The sequence below is a fragment of the Kineosporia succinea genome (assembly GCF_030811555.1).
GTDB lineage: Bacteria > Actinomycetota > Actinomycetes > Actinomycetales > Kineosporiaceae > Kineosporia > Kineosporia succinea.
Genome location: NZ_JAUSQZ010000001.1, coordinates 6,618,671 through 6,635,786 on the forward strand (window position 1 = coordinate 6,618,671; position 17,116 = coordinate 6,635,786).

10 protein-coding genes and 1 rRNA gene are annotated in these 17,116 nt (G+C 70.3%); 7 read left to right on the plus strand and 4 right to left on the minus strand.

Annotated elements, in window-relative coordinates:
- Positions 1-361 precede the first annotated feature (361 nt).
- Positions 362-1,878 (minus strand): 16S ribosomal RNA (locus tag J2S57_RS29335).
- Positions 1,879-2,488: 610 nt separating this feature from the next.
- The gene (locus J2S57_RS29340; RefSeq protein WP_307249004.1) at positions 2,489-3,100 is read right to left on the minus strand and encodes an immunity protein CdiI family protein; all 612 of its coding nucleotides are present in this window, start codon (positions 3,098-3,100) and stop codon (positions 2,489-2,491) included.
- A 319-nt stretch (positions 3,101-3,419) separates the two neighbouring features.
- On the opposite strand from J2S57_RS29340, the gene J2S57_RS29345 reads away from it, so the two are divergent.
- From J2S57_RS29345 to J2S57_RS29360, 4 genes are all read left to right on the plus strand, one after another.
- A complete protein-coding gene (locus J2S57_RS29345) occupies positions 3,420-4,490 on the plus strand; it encodes a glycosyltransferase (RefSeq protein WP_307249006.1) in 1,071 nt (356 codons plus the stop codon).
- Between the two features lie 8 nt (positions 4,491-4,498).
- Entirely contained in the window at positions 4,499-5,503 is a 1,005-nt protein-coding gene (locus tag J2S57_RS29350; protein ID WP_307249008.1) for a hypothetical protein, read from the plus strand.
- On the plus strand, positions 5,500-6,321 hold the full coding sequence (locus J2S57_RS29355) for a glycosyltransferase family 2 protein (protein ID WP_307249010.1): 822 nt from the start codon (positions 5,500-5,502) through the stop codon (positions 6,319-6,321). Before J2S57_RS29350 ends, J2S57_RS29355 begins: the two co-directional genes overlap by 4 nt.
- A 109-nt stretch (positions 6,322-6,430) precedes the next feature.
- The gene (locus J2S57_RS29360) at positions 6,431-6,859 is read left to right on the plus strand and encodes a DoxX family protein (protein WP_307249012.1); all 429 of its coding nucleotides are present in this window, start codon (positions 6,431-6,433) and stop codon (positions 6,857-6,859) included.
- Here J2S57_RS29360 and J2S57_RS29365 read toward each other — a convergent pair.
- Positions 6,838-8,415 (minus strand): leucine-rich repeat domain-containing protein, encoded by a 1,578-nt coding sequence (locus J2S57_RS29365; RefSeq protein ID WP_307249014.1) that lies wholly within the window; start codon positions 8,413-8,415, stop codon positions 6,838-6,840. The two genes, J2S57_RS29360 and J2S57_RS29365, sit on opposite strands and share 22 nt — an antisense overlap.
- Positions 8,416-8,816: 401 nt before the next feature.
- On the opposite strand from J2S57_RS29365, the gene J2S57_RS29370 reads away from it, so the two are divergent.
- The 3 genes from J2S57_RS29370 (at position 8,817) to J2S57_RS29380 (ending at position 14,216) form a co-directional block, all read left to right on the plus strand.
- Positions 8,817-10,274 carry a sensor histidine kinase gene (locus J2S57_RS29370; protein ID WP_307249017.1) on the plus strand — a complete coding sequence of 486 codons (1,458 nt, stop codon included), beginning with the start codon at positions 8,817-8,819 and terminating at the stop codon, positions 10,272-10,274.
- Complete coding sequence (locus J2S57_RS29375; RefSeq protein ID WP_307249019.1) at positions 10,271-10,951, plus strand: response regulator transcription factor; 681 nt, start codon at positions 10,271-10,273, stop codon at positions 10,949-10,951. Before J2S57_RS29370 ends, J2S57_RS29375 begins: the two co-directional genes overlap by 4 nt.
- Positions 10,952-11,156: 205 nt before the next feature.
- Positions 11,157-14,216, plus strand: coding sequence for an efflux RND transporter permease subunit (locus tag J2S57_RS29380; protein ID WP_307249021.1), 3,060 nt, complete (start codon positions 11,157-11,159; stop codon positions 14,214-14,216).
- Positions 14,217-14,261: 45 nt separating this feature from the next.
- Here J2S57_RS29380 and J2S57_RS29385 read toward each other — a convergent pair whose 3' ends face one another.
- Entirely contained in the window at positions 14,262-17,072 is a 2,811-nt protein-coding gene (locus tag J2S57_RS29385) for an ATP-binding protein (protein ID WP_307249024.1), read from the minus strand.
- Positions 17,073-17,116 lie beyond the last annotated feature (44 nt).

Genomic DNA, 17,116 nt, shown 5'->3' on the forward strand with positions numbered 1-17,116 from the left:
TGCAGTTCACAAGCAACGAACACACACAACCCTCAAGCCCACCAATTACCCCACCGCCGGCACGAGACCCGCTGCGAGGCACTGTGATGAAGGACTGTCATGCCTTCGGAGAGAAGCTCTTCCAAGCCTCAGACCCAAGTTCACGGCCCACCGATCCTAAGACCCGTGGTCCGCTCCCTCAGGACCCAACAGTGCATCCCCAACCCCACCCCGGGATTGAGAGCCAACCGATGTTCCACCCTTGAGCGGCCACCCCAGAACTCGGCCGACCCGGAAAAGGGCCAGTCCATCGTCTGGGCAGTGACACAGCCTCTGAACCATCAACCAGCCTGAGCCGGTGAGGTTTTCGAGTGCTCCTTAGAAAGGAGGTGATCCAGCCGCACCTTCCGGTACGGCTACCTTGTTACGACTTCGTCCTAATCGCCAGTCCCACCTTCGACGACTCCCTCCCTTACGGGTTAGGCCATCGGCTTCGGGTGTTACCGACTTTCATGACGTGACGGGCGGTGTGTACAAGGCCCGGGAACGTATTCACCGCAGCGTTGCTGATCTGCGATTACTAGCGACTCCGACTTCACGGGGTCGAGTTGCAGACCCCGATCCGAACTGAGACCAGCTTTTTGGGATTCGCTCCACCTCACGGTCTCGCAGCCCTTTGTACTGGCCATTGTAGCATGCGTGAAGCCCAAGACATAAGGGGCATGATGATTTGACGTCATCCCCACCTTCCTCCGAGTTGACCCCGGCAGTCTCCCATGAGTCCCCACCATAACGTGCTGGCAACATGGAACGAGGGTTGCGCTCGTTGCGGGACTTAACCCAACATCTCACGACACGAGCTGACGACAACCATGCACCACCTGTGAGGCGCCCTTGCGGACCCCGTATCTCTACGAGTTTTCACCCCATGTCAAGCCTTGGTAAGGTTCTTCGCGTTGCATCGAATTAATCCGCATGCTCCGCCGCTTGTGCGGGCCCCCGTCAATTCCTTTGAGTTTTAGCCTTGCGGCCGTACTCCCCAGGCGGGGCGCTTAATGCGTTAGCTGCGGCGCAGAACACGTGGAATGTGCCCCACACCTAGCGCCCAACGTTTACGGCATGGACTACCAGGGTATCTAATCCTGTTCGCTCCCCATGCTTTCGCTCCTCAGCGTCAGTAGTGGCCCAGAGACCCGCCTTCGCCACCGGTGTTCCTCCTGATATCTGCGCATTTCACCGCTACACCAGGAATTCCAGTCTCCCCTACCACACTCTAGCCTGCCCGTACCCACTGCACGCCCAGAGTTAAGCCCTAGGTTTTCACAGCAGACGCGACAGACCGCCTACGAGCTCTTTACGCCCAATAATTCCGGACAACGCTTGCACCCTACGTATTACCGCGGCTGCTGGCACGTAGTTAGCCGGTGCTTCTTCTGCAGGTACCGTCACTTGCGCTTCTTCCCTGCTGAAAGAGGTTTACGACCCGAAGGCCTTCATCCCTCACGCGGCGTCGCTGCGTCAGGCTTTCGCCCATTGCGCAATATTCCCCACTGCTGCCTCCCGTAGGAGTCTGGGCCGTGTCTCAGTCCCAGTGTGGCCGGTCGCCCTCTCAGGCCGGCTACCCGTCGTCGCCTTGGTAGGCCATTACCCCACCAACAAGCTGATAGGCCGCGAGCTCATCCCTGACCGAAAAACTTTCCACACACAGACCATGCAGCCATGTGTCATATCCGGTATTAGCCACCGTTTCCCGTGGTTATCCCAGAGTCAGAGGCAGATTACTCACGTGTTACTCACCCGTTCGCCACTGATCCCCTCCGAAGAGGTTCACCGTTCGACTTGCATGTGTTAAGCACGCCGCCAGCGTTCGTCCTGAGCCAGGATCAAACTCTCCGTAAATAATCTTCTAGGAAGACTTTTAGCGAAGTGTTGCAAGAATCCTGACCGAAAGAACCAGACCCGAACCGAACACCTCGACGGGGGTCGAGATATCCGAAGCCTGATCCATCAGCCAAGAAGACCATCCCAATCGGGACAATCATTTGGCATCGGTTGTTCAGATGCACTGTTGAGTTCTCAAGGAGCGGACGCTCAGAACTTCCGGCCTTTCGGCGTTCCGTCCTGGCGACGTGTTAAACATTAGAGCGTTTCCAGCACCCCGGTCAAATCCGCGTTTCCAGCGAATTCAGCCGAGATAGAGCTCTTCCCTCAATGCGGAAAGCACCATGAAGAGAGCCCACCCCGAGAGGCGTGCGACATTCACCGATGCCTTTGATCAAGAGAAGAAGGTTTACGGCCCCAGGACCGGCCACTTGGTGTCCGGTGCTCCTGCGGCGCTCGCTGTTCACGGCTGTGACCGGCGAAAAACCCTTAGAGAACATTACCAGGCCTCCGGCCCGTGCCCAACCACCTCAGGTCACGACCCCGCAACGGCCCAACGATCCCGCCCGGCAGCCCCACCGCGACGAAGGCCCACTGCGATCAGCCACGGGCAACCCACCCAGGCGGGTCAGTGCTCCCGCAACGGCCGGTCGTCGTCGCCGTGGAAGTACCGCACGTCCATGTCCCACAGCTCTTTCTGCAGCTGGTGAGCGAGCGTCAGCCCCTGCGAGACCCAGGTGTCGACCGGCACGGGGCAGCCCTTCCAGTCCACCAGCCCGTACTGCTCGAAGATCTCGTTCCACGCCCTCAGGCGCATGATCAGCGCCGCGCTCACCCCGAGCTCCGCCAGGTCCACCGGCCCGGTGAACCCGAACGGCCGGTTCCAGAGCGGATCGGTCACCCCGTACTCGGCCATGACCATCACCGCGACGGGACGCGCCTCGGCCGGCTGCCTCACCGGACGGCGCCGTCGGTGCCCGTGGGGCCGACGACCCGCCCTGATCTCCCCCAGCAGCTCGCCCAGACGCGCGTCGTCCGCAGCCAGGACAGGCAGGTCGGGGTGCTGACCGAGATGGCGGTTGAGCAGGTCCGGCGTCGCCTGCGGACCCAGCACCTCGACCACGTGCTCGCGCATGACGGTGAGCACGTCGTCCGTGATCTCACCGCGCTCGTGACCGTCCTCGGTGAGCAGCCAGGCGCGCAAGGCGTCGAGACCCTCACCGTCGCTCGTGGCCTCCACCCGTCCGATCCTGACATCCGTCTGGTTCAGGTTCGGATCAGGGGTCCGATCCAGGCCTGCCACATCCGCGCGGACGCTCCTGCCTCGCGCGTGGCCGGTTCCACGTGCGCGCCTGCTTCCACCCGGCACCTCGGCCTGCTCGCCGAGCCCGGCGCCAGCCTCCCCCGCAACGCTGCGCCACCTCGGGCTGAACGCGATTCGGCAGGTCAGCGTGGGGTCCGGGGCCACGCCGAGGGGCGGGGTGGATCCACCGACGATACGTTCCGTCGAGTTGATCGATCCCGCCGGGCCCCCGGCGTGAGCGGAAGGAGAGCTCGACGTGCGCGTCGCCCTGCTGGCCCACCTGCACCACCCGATCGCCGAGCCGTACGCAGGCGGCCTGGAGATGCACACCGCCCTGGTGGCGGACGAGCTCGTACGACGCGGCCACGACGTGACCCTGTTCGCCCGGGAGCACAGCCGCACCCGGGCCCGGCTGGTGCCGGTGCTGGACGGGCAGCGCGGCCCCTCGCGGGCCCTGCGCACCCCCGACCACGTGCTCGACCAGGGCCTGGCCCGGGCGATCGAGGAGGTCGAATCCGGTGACTTCGACGTCGTTCTCAACAACTCCCTGAACCCGCAGCCGTACACCGAGCTCCACCACCGGGCCGTGCTCACCCTGCTCCACACGCCGCCCACGCTCGAGCGGGTCAACGCGATCATCGACGACCCGGCCTGGCGCCCCGGGCCCCGGCACGCGTTCGCCGCCGTGTCCCGGTACAACGCCCGGGCCTGGCGCACCCGGCTGCCGAACGTCGGCTGCGTCACCAACGGGATCAATCTCTCGCACTGGCGTCCCTCCATGAAACCCGAACCGGACCTGGCGATCTGGTCGGCCCGGATCACCCCGGAGAAGGGCCTGCACCTGGCGATCGACGCGGCCCGCGGCGCCGGGATGCGGCTCGAGATCAGCGGCCCGGTGGCCGATCGCGAGTACTTCGACGAGTGCATCGCCCCCCGGCTGGGCCCGGACACGATCCTGCGCGGCCTGCTGAACCACCGTGAGCTCGCGGCCGTCAGTGCCCGCGCCGCGGTGTTCCTGGCCACCCCGCTCTGGGACGAGCCGTTCGGCCTGGCCATGGTCGAGGCGATGGCCTGCGGCACCCCGGTGGCCGCCCTGCCCAACGGCGCCTGCCCCGAAGTGGTGCTGCCCACCGGTGGTTTCGTCGCCGCCCGGCCCACCGCCGGGGCCCTCGCCACCGCGATCGCCGAGGCCCGCACCCTCGACCGGGCGCGGGTGCACCGGCACGCGCAGCGTTTCGACGCGCGCATCATGCTCGACCGCTACGAGGACGTGCTGTCACGCCTGGCCGCGCAGCCGGCCCCGCTGCCCGAGCCCCTGACCGCCTGAGGCGCCTCGTGAGACCCATTCTGTACTACGTCCACCATCAGGGTTCAGGGCACTGGCGCCGCGCGCTCGCGGTGGCCGAGCACCTGCCCGTCCCGGTGGTCTTCGCATCGTCGGCGCCCCCGCCGCGCGACCTGCCGGATGCCTGCGACTACCTGCCCCTGCCCCTCGACGCACCGGCCCGCGACGCGGACGGCCACGACGCGCACGGGCATCTGCACTGGGCGCCCAGACACCACGAGGGCCTGCTCGCGCGGCACCGTTTCCTGCTCGACGCCGTCGCCTCGCACCGGCCCTCGATGGCGATGGTGGACGTGTCGGTCGAGATCGCGGTGACGCTGCGGGTGAGCGGGGTGCCGGTGACCGCGGTGCGCCTGCCCGGCACCCGCGACGACCCGCCCCACCAGCTGGGTTTCGGGCTCGCCGACCAGGTCGTCATGCCGGTCCCGGCGACATGGGGCCTGCACGACGGCCTGCCTTGCACCCACGCGGTCGGCCTGGTCACCGCGGCCCGGGAACCACTGCCCCCGACCGCGAACGGACGCCCGACGGCCGTGGTCGTGGTCGGCACCGGGGGTTCCCGGCTGGACCGGGCGGCCTGCGAGCTGATCGCCGGCGACCTGCCCGGCCACGACGTGATCGCCCTCGGCCCGCAGGGCGTCCCGGGCCTCCCGAACCTCACGTTCACCGGGCGCGTCGCCGACACCGCGCCCTACCTGGGCCGGGCCACGGTCGTCATCGGCAACACCGGCCTGGGCACGCTCGGCGAGGTGGTCGCCGCCCGGCGGCCGTTCGTGACGCTGCCCGAGGACCGGCCCTTCGGCGAACAGGCCGTCACCGCGCGCCAGCTCGACGAGCACGGGGAGGCCGTGGTGCTGCACCGGATGCCCGGGCCCGGAGGGTGGGCCGAGGCCGTCGCGAAGGCACAGGCCCTGGGCGCGCCGCAGGCGCAGGCCGACGGGGCGTCCCGGCTGGCCCGGCTGATCGAGGAGAACCTGATGGCGGTGGCCCGATGAGCAGCAGCCCGACGGGCGTTGCCGTGGTCACGATCGTGGCCGGGCGCCGCGACCACCTCGCCCGGCAGCTGCAGGGCCTGCAACGCCAGACCCGCCCGGCCGACGAACTCGTCGTCGTGCGCATGGACTCGCGCGACCTGTGCCTGCCCACGCGCCCGGCCTCCAGGGTCACCGTGATCGACCTGCCCGAGCGCGAGCGCCTGCACCTGGCCGCGGCGCGCAACCTGGGCGTGCGGGCGGCGGCCAGTGCGGCCGTGGTGCTGCTCGACGTCGACTGCATTCCGGGCAGCCGGCTGGTCGAGGCCTGCGCGGACACGCTCCAGCAGGTCGACGGGCTGGTCACCGGCCCGCTGCGCTACCTGGCCGAGGGGCAGCCGGGCGGGACCTGGACCGAGCCGCAGTTGCGGGCGGCCTCGCACCAGCACGCGGCCCGGCCGGCGCCCGATCCCGGCGATCTGGTGCGTGACGACCGGCACGAGCTGGCCTGGACCACCTCACTGGCGCTGCGCCGGGAGTCGTTCGAGCGGATCGGCGGTTTCGACGAGCGGTTCACCGGGTACGGCGGCGAGGACACCGACTTCGCGGTCCGCGCGCACGGGGCCGGGCTGGGTGTGTGGTGGCACGGGGACGTCGTGGCCTATCACCAGCACCACCCCACGCAGAACCCGCCGGTGCAGCACTTGGACGACATCGTGCGCAACGCGGCTCTGTTCCGGGGGATCCACGGCTGGTACCCGATGAGCGGCTGGCTCGAGGAGTTCGCCCGGCGGGACCTGGTCGAGTTCGATCCGGACGCCGGGGTGCTCCGGCTGCGCTGAGGGCGCGATGACGTCGCGCTGCGGTTGTGCTGACCCCCGGGTGGCTTTTCCCGGAGCGGGGTGATCCAATGGGAACGACCGTTCCGTCCTTTTGCTGAAGGAGAGTCCCGTGGCCTCGAAGCGATCCTGGGGATCGACGCTGGCGCAGGCCGCGCTCGGCGGCGCCCTGGTCTACGCCGGCGTCTCGCACCTGACCGTGGCCCGCCAGGAGTTCCAGGCGCAGGTACCCTCGTGGTTCCCGGTCGATCCCGACCTGGTGGTGGTCGGGTCGGGTGTGGTCGAGATCGGGCTGGGCGCGGCGCTGCTCGGCACCTGGCGCCAGCCCGCGCGCTCGCGCCTCGGCATGGTCGCGGCCGCATTCTTCGTGGCGGTCTTCCCGGGCAACATCGCCCAGTACACCGAGCACCGAGACGCGTTCGGCCTCGACACCGACACCAAGCGCGCGGTGCGCCTGGCGTTCCAGCCGCTGCTGGTGGCCTGGGCGCTGCGCGCGACGCGGCGCCACCGGCCCGCCTCCTACGCGAATCCGCCGACGTAGACGTTCTTCTCGCGCAGTTCGTCCACGCCGGTGAGCCGGGCCGGGTCGCTGCCCTCCAGATCGACGCCGAGCAGTTTCGGCATGCGGGTGAGCGGACGCAGGTCGGTGACGGGATTGCCGCCGAGCCACAGTTCGTCCACCGTCGGGAGCCTTTCCAGCGAGTTGGCGCGGGTCATGCGGTTGTTCGCGATGTCGAGCATGCGCAGGGAGGGCAGCGCGGTCAGCGCACGCACGTCGCTGACCTGGTTGCCGCGCAGGGTGAGGCGGCCCAGGGAGGTGGCGCTCGCGAGGGGTGTGACATCGGTGATGCCGTTCTCCCCGGCGTCGAGTTCGGTCATCTGAGTGAGGGTGGAGAGGGGACTCAGGTCGGTGATGCGGTTGCTGGAAAGGCCCAGGTCGGTCAGCGACGTGAGGCCGGCGAGCGGGTAGAGGTCACGGACCTGGTTGTGCGACAGACCCAGGCTGCGCAGTTGGGTGAGAGCCGTCAGCGGGGTCAGGTCCTGCACCTGGTTGTTCGTGAGTCTCAGGCCGGTCAGGCCAGGAGCCTTGGCCAGAGGGGTGAGGTCGCTGATCTCGTTGGACTGCAGGTCGAGCGTGCCGAGGTTGGGCAGGTGCTCCAGGCCGGTGAGCGAGCGGACGATCCCACCTGTCGCGGTGTTGCCGTTGCAGTCCAGCGAGAAGAGGGAGTTGAGCTGGCGTTCGGTGGCCTTGCCGTTGGCGTCGTCGAGGTCGAGGTTCTGGGCGACGCACGCGGCCAGCCCGGGATCGGGGAACAGGTCGGCCGGGGTGATGCGGCTGCCGAGGCGCTGGTAGGTCCAGAAGCCGCCGCCGGCCGCGAGCGCCAGCACGGTGAGCAGGACGGCGGGCCGGGTGGCCCCGGTGCCGAGGAGGTTTCGGGCTGGGCCGCGTGGGATATCGCGTTCAGTTCCCGGCTTCTTGACGGTGGACGCGCGGCGCACCACCACAGCGGCCGGCACCAGAGTGGTTGCGAGGGCGACGAGCACACCGGCCGCGGCCAGCGGACGCATGGCCTCCCCACCCCGGTACAGCAGCGGATTCAGGGCACCCGCGATCAGCGCGAGGCCATACCCACCCGACAGGACCACCGCGTAGACCGTGGCCAGGGAGGCGAGGACGCGGTCGCCGGTCCTCAGGGCGATGCCGCCGAGCACCAGCCCGACCCCCACCGCGGACAGGCCGGCCGGCGCCATGACCCGTGCCAGATTGGTGACGACCTGGTCGAGGCCGAAGTCGAGGCGCAGGATGCGCAGGGCGTCCCAGCGGTGGGTGAGGTAGGCACCGAGGACGATGAGGACGGTCCCGGCGAGGATCCAGTCCAGGGCGCGGTGGGTCTTCGTCACCACGACGAGCCAGGGGGCCGCGCAGCACACGAGCATCACCGCGAGCATGGTCACGCCCGCCTGGTGGGTGAACTGCCACAGCACTGCGGCGAGCGCGATCCCGGCGCCGAGGACCAGCACGGTCAGGGTGGTGAACCAGCCGAGCCGGGCGGGAGGCGCCTGGGGTGCTTGCTCGGTGGCGACGGGTGACGACATGGGACGCATTCTGCCGGGTCCGATGAGCACGTCCCGGGAGGATTCGTGGGGATTCGGTGAAGATCGGGGTCCCGGTTCAGCCTCGCGTTCTGTGTGGTTCCAGCGGTGCCGGAGACCCTGCTCGTATCGCCGTGGGCTCGGCGGCGGAAGCCGGGGCAGCAGAACACCCCCTATGCCGAAAGGGTATAGGGGGTGTCTCTTCCTCGCCCAGGCCGTCGAACGAGCCGTGGGGCCCGCGGCTTGCACGGTGCCGGGCAGCGACGACCTCGCATGTCGCCGCCCTCCAGGCATCCCCCGCGAACAGGGTGCCACGCCTACTACCCCGGTAGCAGCCGAGGCCGGTTGGCCGTACGACTCGCGGACGACGAGAAGACGCAGGTCCGCCCGTTACCGTGGCCGGTATGCAGTTGTCCGTCGCTGATCACGTCCGCAGGGCGACGGCGCGCCACCCCCACCTCGTCGACCTGGCGACGGCGAGCGTGCTCGTGCTGCTCATTCTGGTGGCCTGGGTCAAGGGGCCCACCCCGGCCGCTCCGGCCGAGCCGCAGCCACTGCCCGCTCTGTTGTTCTCCCTGGGGCTGACGTTCAGCGCGGTCTCGCTACGGGGGTTCCGGCCGCGACTGGTCGCCGTCGCCTCGGCCGCGGCCTACTGCGCCTTCGTGATCGTCACCGGCTCGCACGAGCCCGCGCTCGTGATGGCCCAGCCGTTCGTCGCCTACACGCTGGCCTTGAAGGTCCCCCGCACCACCGCCCGCCAGATCACCGGCGTCGCGGCGCTGACGATGTACCTGGTGGACGCGGTGGTCGTCGGCGACTCGCTGTGGCACGACCAGAGCATCGGCATCCTGCTGTGGACCGCCGTCGGCCTGGCCGCCGGCGAGGCCACCCGCAACCGCCGGGCGTACATCGCGGCGGTGGAGGAACGCGCCCGCCGCGCGGAGCAGACCCGCGAGGACGAGGCCCGGCGCCGGGTCATGCAGGAGCGGGTGCGCATCGCGCGGGAGCTGCACGACGTGGTCGCGCACCACATCGCCGTCATCAACGTGCAGGCCGGGGCGGTCAGTCACCTGCTCGACCGGCGGCCGGAGGCGATCCGGCCGGCCGTCAACCACATTCGCGAGGCGTGCGACACGGTGCTGACCGAGTTGTCGTCGATCGTCGGGGTGCTGCGCCAGCCCGGCGACCCGCTGTCCACCGAGCCCGCCCCGGGTCTGCACCGCCTGCCCGACCTGCTGGAGTCGATGGCCGCGGCCGGGCTCGCGGTGGACTCCACCACCCGGGGCCACGAGCGCGACCTGCCCGCGGTGACGGATCTGGCGGCGTACCGGGTGATTCAGGAAGCCCTGACCAATGCCCACAAGTACGGCACCGGGCGCACACGGCTCGAGATCGGCTACGGACCGCAGGAGATCGCGATCCTGGTGACGAACGAGCTCGGCGCCCGGGTGGCCGGCGGGCCGGGCCCCGAAGGGGGCGGGGCAGGGTCCGGGAGCAGCGGCTGGTCGATCGCCGGGCCGGGCGGCGGGCAGAACGGCGGACGCGTCGGGGCACCGGGCCTCCCGGCCGGCGGTGGGTACGGCCTCATCGGGATGAGCGAGCGCGTGGCCGCGGCCCAGGGCGCGCTCACCACGAGGATCACCGACGAGGGCCAGTTCGTGGTCGAGGTCGCGATGCCGGTCCCGGCCCCCGTCACCCCACCCGTCACTGAACCCGTCGCTGAACCCGTTACCGCACCTACCGCTGCACCCGGCCTCACACTTCCCGGATCGGACACGTCTTCCCGGGAGGGTGGGCCGGTCCGGACCCCCTCTCACAGCGGCACCACCCCGAACACCGGCACGTTTCAGGGACACTCATGACCATCCGCGTCCTGCTCGCCGACGACCAGGCGCTGATCCGCGCCGGTTACCGGCTCATCCTCGACACCGAGCCGGACATCGAGGTCGTCGGCGAGGCCCTCGACGGCCGCCAGGCCTACGAGATGGCCCGCGCCCACCGGGTCGACGTCATTCTCATGGACATCCGGATGCCCGGCCTCGACGGCATCGAGGCCACCCGTCTGGTCGCGGCCGACGAGAACCTGGCCGGCGTGCGCATTCTCGTGCTCACCACGTTCGAGAACGACGAGAACGTGCTGCACGCCCTGCGGGCCGGGGCCAGCGGCTTCCTGGGCAAGAACGTCGGGCCCGACGAGCTGCTCGCCGGGGTGCGCACGGTCGCGGCCGGCGAGGCCCTGCTCTCGCCCCGGGCCACCCGCGGCCTGGTCGGTCACCTGCTCAGCCTGCCCAGCGGCGTCACCCCACCGGCCCTGCCCGAGCTCGAGCACCTGACCGCCCGCGAGCACGAGGTCACCGTGCTGGCCGCGTACGGGTTCTCGAACGACGACATCGCCGAGCGGCTGGGCGTCTCCGTGCTGACCGCGAAAACGCACGTGCACCGGGCCATGACCAAACTCGGCGTGCGCGACCGGGCCCAGCTGGTGGTGCTGGCCTACCAGCACGGCCTGGCCCGCCCGGGTGAACCACCGGCGCTCTGACCCCGCCTCGACGCCACCTCGCCTACTCACACGGTACCGACGACGCGGCCCCCTGCTACAGAAGTAGCAGGCAAGCACCTACCAAGGTCAGATGTGCCGGAAGACCCTGACGAGGAGACTGATTCAGGCTTCCCCAGAACCGGTCCGGAAGCCGTGCAGACGTCCCGAATGAGGTCACCAGGTGTCGTTCCTGTCCAGAATCAGCGTGGTCAACCGTAAGCTGGTTGCCCTCATAGCCGTTGTGGTGGTGGGGCTCGGCGTCTACTCCGCCACTGCCCTGAAACAGCAGTTGCTGCCCGATCTGGCCTTTCCCGCCGTCTCGGTGGTCGCCGCCTACCCGGGCGCCTCGCCCGAGGTGGTCGAGAACCAGGTCACCGTGCCGCTCGAAGACGCCGTCGCCAACCTCGACGGGCTGGAGTCGTACACCTCGACCTCGCAGCAGGGCCTGTCCATGCTGACCCTGATGTTCGAGTTCGGCACCAGTACCGACGACATGTCCAGCGCCGTGAGCACGGCCGTGGCCAAGGTCCAGAACCTGCCCACCACGGTCGATCCCGAGGTCGCGACCGGCTCCACGAGCGACCTGCCGACGATGACGCTCGCCGTCACCGGCGGCGGTGATCAGAACGCGCTCGCCCAGAAGATCCAGACCGACGTCGTGCCGGTGCTCCAGGGCCTCGACGGTGTCAACGAGGTCTCCATCTCCGGCACCACCGACCAGGTCGTCACCGTCACGCCCGACACCGCCAAGGCCACCGGGGCCGGTCTGAGCACCGAGCAGATCGCCACCGCCCTGCAGTCCATGGGCACCACCTCGGCCGCCGGATCGGTCTCCGTGTCCGGGCAGGACGTCAGCGTGCAGGTCGGCACCACCGTCGACGCCGTGCGCGACATCCAGAACCTCTGGCTCACCGGCACTTCCGGTGCCGTGCAGCTGAAAGACGTGGCCGCCGTGAGCTCCGGCGACGCCGAGGTCACCTCGATCACCCGCACCGACGGGCAGCCCAGCCTGGGCCTGGCCATCACGATGGCCCACAACGGCAGCGCGTCGTCCATCTCCGACGAGGTCCGCGCCGAGCTCCCCGACCTCGAGAAGGCCGTCGGCGCCAGCATCGTCGTGGTCTCCGACAGCGGCCCGCAGGTGCACGAGGCCGTGCTCGGGCTGCTCGAGGAGGGTGGCCTCGGCCTGCTGATGGCCGTGCTGGTGATCGTGCTGTTCCTGCGCTCGGCCCGCTCCACCCTGGTGACGGCCGTGTCGATCCCGATGTCGCTGCTCATCGCGCTGATCGTGGTGTGGACCCGCGACTACTCGCTCAACATGCTCACCCTGGGCGCGCTCACGATCGCCGTCGGTCGCATCGTCGACGACTCGATCGTGGTGCTGGAGAACATCCAGCGCCACCTCGGGTACGGCGAAGAGCGCAAGAAGGCGATTCTGGACGCGGTCCGCGAGGTTTCGGCGGCCGTCACCTCGTCCACCCTCACCACGGTCGCGGTGTTCCTGCCGATCGCGTTCGTCGGCGGTCTGGTGGGTGAGCTGTTCGCCCCGTTCGCCGTCACCATCGCGGTGGCCATGCTGGCGTCGCTGCTCGTGTCGCTCACCATCATCCCGGCGCTCGCCTACTGGTTCCTGAAAACGCCTGAGGACGCGTCGGGAGTGTCGGCGCAGGAGTACCGCGAGCGCGTGGAGGCTCACGAGCGGGAAGGGCGCCTGCAGCGCACCTACCTGAAGGTGATCACCTGGGCCGTGAACCGGCGTAAGCGGGTGCTCGCCGGGGCGCTGGTGTTGCTGGTCGCCACGGTCGGTATGGCCGGGGCGCTGAAGACGAGCTTCCTGGGTGACTCCGAGAGCACGAGTATCACGGTGACGCAGCAGCTTCCGGCCGGCACCGACCTGGAGACCACCGACGCCGCGGCCGCTCAGGTCGAGAAGATCGTCGGGGGTATGGACGACGTGGAGACCTACCAGGTCTCGATGGGCTCGTCGGGTGGTGGGCTGTTCGCGGCCGCGTCCGGCTCGAGCACCGCCTCGTACACGCTGACGCTGGCCGAGGGTTCCGACGTGGCCGCCCGGCAGGACGATCTGCGTGAGCGGCTGGGCGCTCTCAGCGACGCGGGCACCTTCACGGTGAGCGGTGGCGACAGCCTGAGCTCGGACATCGAGGTGGTCGTCACCGGTGACGACACGGTGCTGACCGAGGCCACCCAGCAGGTCCAGGGCGCGCTGACCGGGGTCACGCAGGTGCGCGACGTGCGCAGTGACCTGAGCGAGAGCGCACCGCAGATCTCGATCGCCCTCAAGGGCGCACCGGCGGCCTCGGCCGGTGTCACCGACAGCACCCTCACGCAAGTGCTGACCGCGGCCATCTCCGGGTCGACGGTCAGCCAGGTCACGGTCGGCGGGGTCAGTCAGGACGTGGTGCTCAGGACGTCGGCGAAGGCACCGACCAGTCTGGCCGCGATCCGGGCACTGCCGATCCCGACGGCCACCGGTGTGGTGGAGCTGGGTGATGTCGCCACGGTCTCGAGTGCCCAGGCCCCGACCGAGCGCACCCGCATCGACGGCGAGCGCACCGTCACGGTCACCGCCACCCCGGTCGGGGACGACACGGGCGCGGCCACCACGGCGGTGACGAAGGCGCTCGACGGGCTGACGCTGCCCGACGGTGCGTCGTACGAGCTCGGGGGTGTCAGCTCCGACCAGGCCGAGAGTTTCCAGGCGCTGATCCTGGCGATGGTCGTGGCCGTGGCGCTGGTGTTCCTGGTGGTGGTCGCGGTGTTCCGTAGCATCCGCCAGACGATGATCCTGCTGGTGTCGATCCCGTTCGCGTTCGTCGGTGGGTTCTTCCTGTTGCTGGTCACGAACACGCCGCTGGGGATCGCCTCGCTCATCGGCATCCTGATGCTGATCGGCATCGTGGTTACGAACGCGATCGTGCTGGTCGACCTCATCAACCAGTACCGCGAGCGGGGTCTGCCGGTGGCGGAGGCCGTGATCGAGGGTGGTCTGCGGCGGCTGCGGCCGATCCTGATGACGGCCCTGGCCACGATCTTCGCGCTGATCCCGATGGCGCTGGGCATCACCGGCTCGGGCGGGTTCATCTCCAAGCCGCTGGCCGTGGTGGTCATCGGTGGTCTGGTCAGCTCGACGGCCCTGACGCTGGTGCTGATCCCGGTGCTCTACACGATGGTCGAGTCGCGGCGTGACCCGCACCGCCGGGTCGAGCCCACGCCGGAGAAGGAGAAGGAGCCGGTCGGGGTCTGAGAACCTCTCCCGCAACGGCACGACCGCGCACCGGCGTCACGGCCCCTACCGTGACGCCGGTGCGCTCACGCCCGCCGCCCAGACGGCGATCTCGGTGCGCCGCCCCACACCGAGCTTGGTCAGGATGTGCTCGACGTGCGCCGAGACCGTCTTCGGGGCGACCACCAGGCGCTCGGCGATCTGGCGGTTGGTCAGGCCGTCGGCGATCAGCCGGGCCACCTCGAACTCGCGGGCCGTCAGGGGGTGCCAGGGCTGCCCCGGGCGCGGGGAGGCGACCGCGGGGAACACCGTGGCCCCGGTCGCCGCGGCCCGCACCCGGATCTCCTCGCGGTAGCGCGAGGCCTCGGCCCGGCGACGCCGGCGGGTCGCGATCTCGGCGAGATCGCCCAGCCCCCAGGTGCTCTCCCAGAAGCGGCGACGTTCCGACCAGGTGCGCACCACGTCCACCATCGGCTGCTCGGACAGGTCACCGGCGGCCAGCCGCAGCAGCGCCCGGGCGTGCGCGATCGCCGGCAGCGTGCCCGGCACCGATCGTGACAGCAGCACCTCACCGACCCGTCCGGCGAAGTCCTCGGCCGCGCCTTCCTGACCGAGGGCCAGATGCGCGCGCGTGCCGGTGAGCAGGAACGGGAACAGGTACGCCGCGTCGTTCACCTCGGCCGAGGCCCGGTAGCCCTGCTCGCACAGCTCGACACAGGAAGGCAAAGAGCCCTGGCAGCGCGCCATCTCGGCGAGGCCCCACAGCGGTGGCGAGAAGCGCTGCAGCTCGGCCATGTCCCGCCCCCTGCTCAGCGCCTCACCCAGGAGGGCCTGCGCCGAGGTCCAGGATCCGCGCCCGAACGCCAGGTACCCCAGCACGTACTGCGCCGTGATCCGGGTGGTGATGCCGCCGCGCCCGTCGGCCAGGGCCTGCCGGGCCTCCCGCTCGGCCGCGTCCCAGTCACCGGTGGCCCAGCGCACGTGCGCGAGGTGGGCGGCCAGGTAGTGCCGGTGGTTCCACATCTCGACGGTCTCGGCGTAGGCGATGCCGTCGCGCAGGAACCGGTCGGCGCGGTCGTACTCGACCACCACGCTCGCCGTGCTGGCGAGCATCCGGTAGCCACGGGCGGTCTCGGCCTCGCGATGGGTGTCCCGCGCCCGGGTGATCGACGACTCCAGCAGCGGCCAGCCCTCACCCGGGCGTCCCGCGAACACCATGACCGACCCCAGCGTCACGGCGGTGTTCAGCCCCACGTCCCCCTTCGCCGCACGGGCCCCCGAGCGACTGCACTCGCCCTCGGCGATGGCCTCGTCGAGCCGCCGGTCGAGCATGTACGCGGCGGCCGTGCCCGAGCACAGCGCCGCGCGCTCGGCCGGTGCCGCGAGACCGGCCTCGTCGAGCCGGCGCTCGGCATCCCGCAGGCGTGCGACGCGTTCGCGCAGAGGCGATCCCAGCAGGTGCCCCACCGCGACCAGGCGGGGCACGATACCGGCGGCGGCCTGCGGGTCGTCCTGTTCCAGGGCCAGGTGATGGGCCTTCTCGTAAGTGGCGGCCGCCTCGACGTTCTCGTCCACGGCGGCAGCCTCGTCGGCCAGCGCCGCGAGCAGGGCGACCCGGTCGGGCCAGTCGGCCGGGGTGTTGCGCACGGCCCGGCGGTACAGTTCCAGGGCCTCGCGGTGCGCGGACACGGCCGCCGCCTCCCGCGCCGCCGCGAGCGCGAAACGGAAGGTCCGGGGCGGGTTCCCGGCCAGCTCGAAGTGTGCCGAGACGACCGCGGCGGGCAGGCCGGGCGCGGCCTCGGCCACCCGGGCGTGCAGCAGTCGACGCGCGGGCAGGTCGGTGTCGTCGTAGATCGCGTCGCGGATCAGGGCGTGGCGGAAGTCGAAGGTCGCGTCGTCGGTCCCGGCCAGCACCAGGTGGGCGGCGCGCAGTTCGCGCAGCGCGGCCGCGACGGCCTGCTCCCCCACCCCGGTGACGACCACGAGGAGGTCGAACCCGAACGAGCGGCCGATGACGGACGCGGCCCGCGCCACGTGCCGGGTGGCGGCACTCAGCTGCCGGACCCGGCTCAGGACGGCCTCGCCGAGCGTGTCCGGCACCGGGACCCGGTCGATACGATCCGCGGACGAGCCCGCCGCCAGGAGTTCCTCGACGTGCAGCGGGATTCCGTCGCTGCGCCGGTGCAGGGCCTCCACCAGCAGGGCCGGCACCGGGCCGCCGAGCACCGCGCCGGTGAGGGTCCCGACCTGCGAGCGGTCGAGGCGGGGCAGGCGGATCTCCTCGGCCTGGCGCTGGGCCAGCAGCCGCGCACGCAGTTCCCGCAGCGACCTCCGGGACGGCAGCTCGTCGCTGCGGTAGGCCGCCGCGATCAGCAGCGGCCGGGTGGACAGGCGCGGCGCGAGGCGCCCGAGCACGTCGAGGCTCACGGCGTCGGCCCAGTGCAGGTCGTCGAGCACGATCAGGTGCGGGCCGTCGGGACGGGGTTCGAGCAGCAGCGCGGTGAGGTCCGCGACCAGCAGGCGGCGGTGGTGGTGGGCGTCTCCCCCGGTCGCCGGTGCTGCGGCCAGGGCCCGGATGCGCTCGGTCAGGCGCCGCCCGAGCGAGCGGTCGCCGACCTCGCCGGCCAGGTCGAGCAGGAGCCCGGCCGAGGACTCGGTGTCCGCCGGGAACGCCGCCGCCCGGGTGACCGCGAACCCCTGGGTGCGGGCCTGCCGGGTGAGGGCGCCGAGCAGGCGGGTCTTGCCGATCCCGGCCTCGCCGGTGACGAACAGCAGCTCACCGCGCCCCTGCCCGGCCTCGGCGAGGCGGCGCCCGCCCAGGGTCAGGAACTCGTCGCGCCCGACCATGACCGGTGAGGCGACCACCGATCCCGCCATCACGTCCCCCCTCCGCCGACCGCATCGTCCTCAATTCTGCGCCT